Raw genomic sequence first — 2703 nt, 5'->3', positions numbered from 1 at the left:
GAATGCTGGGCGTGCTGCGTTCTGGCACAAGCGCAACATCAGAATGGCGCAGCAGCAGGTACGCGGCAGCATTGCGCAGACTGCCGAGCGTGGCGCAGATGACTTGCAGTTCAGCCGATCCGGCCTCGCGGGCGCACAGGAAGCCGCCAAAAACATCGGCGCTGGCCTGAAGGCGATCACGGTGCAGGACGCGAAGAAGGCCGGCAAGCACAAGCTGACCGACTGGCTCAAGTTGGGCCTGCAGTTCCTTGGCCGCCGGCAGATCGTGGATGTATACGGCGACGTGCTGCCGCTGGCCGACTACGACCGGCTGGCCGCGCAGATGGAGGCCGACAAGAACGACGTGGGTGCGGCTGCCGACGAGCTCGCCCGCCGCTGGGGCAAGCTGCCCGATGAGGGCAAGCTGGCCGACTTGATGCACGACGCCACCTTGGCGCAGATCGATGCGGATTCCGCCGTCGAGTACGTGCCAGGCGACGACCTTGCCAAGAGCCGAGCGCTCAAGGCGCAGTTCGGCCAGCTCTCGACCGAAGCGCAGAAGGTCTATCGCGAGGCGCGCGACCACTACCGTAAGCATCATGCCGAGGTTCGACAGGCGATCATTGACCGCATCATGCGCAGCGAGCTGAAGGAAGAGCGCCGCGCCGAACTACTGCAGCGCATGGACGCCGACTTTTTCAAGTCGATCAAGGGCGTCTATTTCCCGCTGTCGCGCTTTGGTCAGTACGTCGTGGCGACGAAGGACGATGCCGGCAAGGTGGTGAGCGTGTCGCGAGCCGAGACCATGGCCGAGGCCGAAGCCATGCGCGCGGAGATGGTGAAGGCGTTCCCGGCCAGGGATGGGTATCAGGTCGGGCGCGTGACACTGAGCAAGGAGTTCATCGCCGGCCGCGACATGGTGGGCCGCGGGTTCATGACCGAGCTCTACGATGCGCTGGACGAGCAGGGGCTGGATCCGCGCGTGCAGGCCGAGCTCGAAGACACCCTGGGTCAGCTCTACCTGTCGTCGCTGCCCGATCTGTCGTGGGCAAAGCATGGCATCCACCGGAAGGGCACCCCGGGCTTCTCGAGCGATGCGCGTCGAGCGTTCGCGCAGAACACGTTCCACGGCGCGCGCTACCTCGCCAAGCTGAAGTACGGCGACCAGATGCAGTCCGAGCTGGACCGGATGCAGAAGCACGTCGACGAGATGGCGCCGATCGAGGGGTTCGACCAGCCGGCAGCGCAGCGCGTCGTGGATGAGATGAACAAGCGCCACGAAGCGACGATGAACCCCAAGGGCAACCCGCTCTCGACGGCGCTCACGAGCTTCGGCTTTGTCTACTACCTGGGCATTTCGCCGGCCGCCGCGATGGTGAACCTGTCGCAGACGCCACTGGTTGCCTACCCGGTGCTGGGCGCAAAGTGGGGATTCAGGAAGGCAAGCGCCGCCCTGATGACGGCCTCGAAGGAAACGATGGAAGGCAAGAACGACCTTCGCTCGCGCCTGAAAAACCCGGACGAGATCGCCGCCTACGACAAGGCGGTGCGAACCGGCGTGATCGACGTGACGATGGCCCACGACCTCGCCGGCATCGCGCAGGGCGAGGATGCGAAGGTGATGTGGAAGATTCGCCCGGTGATGCGGCTGGCGAGCTACCTGTTCCATCACGCCGAGCGCTTCAACCGTCAGGCGACGTTCCTTGCTGCCTACCGGCTGGCGCGCGACGCTGGCGCCAAACACGACACCGCCTATTCGCAGGCGGTGAAGGCGACTTACGACGGGCACTTCGACTACTCGGCCGGCAACCGGCCGCGGGTGATGCAGGGCAACGTCGCCAAGGTTGTGTTGCTGTTCAAGCAGTACGCGCAGAACATGATCTACACGCTCGCGCGCAACGCATACCAGTCGGTCAAGGGCGAGTCGCCCGAGGTTCGGCGCGAGGCGCGCAAGGTCTTCGGTGCGCTGATGACCATGCACGCGGCCGCTGCGGGCGTGCTGGGCCTGCCGATGGTGGGAACGCTGCTGACGCTGGCTTCCGCGCTGGGCGGCAGCGACGATGAGCCGTGGGACGCTGAGGTTGCCATGCGCAACATGCTGGCCGACACATTCGGAGCGAAGCCGGCCGAGGTGATCGCGAAGGGCTTTTCGCGCATGACGCCGTGGGACATTTCCGGCCGCGTCGGCCTGGACAAGCTGCTGCTGCCGGACGTGAATGAGAGCCTGGAGGGGCAGCGCTGGGCCGAATCGTTCGCTACCGCCATGCTTGGCCCGGTGATCGGCATAGGGGTGAATGCCACCAAGGGCGCGCAGAAGATGGCAGATGGAGACTACGGCCGCGGGCTGGAGGACATGCTGCCGATCTTCGCGCGCAACCCGATCAAGGCGTACCGCCAGTACAGCGAAGGCGAAGTCGATCGCACGGGCGTGGTCATCAAAGACGAAGTGAGCTTGGCTGGCGTGCTGGGGCAGGCGTCCGGTTTCTCGCCGTCTGAGATCCGCCTCGCCTTCGAGGGGCGCAGCGCAGTGATGAGCGCAGATCGTCGCCTTGCAGAGCGCCGCCAGGATTTGATGACGCAGTTCGCCAGGGCTGCGATGGATCGGGACCAGGATGGAATGACCGAGGCTCGCGCTGCGATCGCCGATTTCAACAAGGTCAATCCTGGGCGCAGAATCACGCCGCCGCAGTTGTGGCAGAGCGTGCGCAACCGCGAGCGCCGGAT

1 protein-coding gene is annotated in these 2703 nt (G+C 65.3%); it reads left to right on the top strand.

The genetic code is table 11. The features are described 5' to 3' along the window. The coding region (locus tag KBA32_RS16920) for a PLxRFG domain-containing protein (protein ID WP_294361463.1) at positions 1 to 2703 on the top strand (2703 nt) is incomplete at both ends.

Origin of the sequence: Propionivibrio sp. (assembly GCF_017995515.1) — a bacterium.
GTDB lineage: Bacteria > Pseudomonadota > Gammaproteobacteria > Burkholderiales > Rhodocyclaceae > Propionivibrio.
This window is presented reverse-complemented; position numbering and strand designations above follow the sequence as displayed.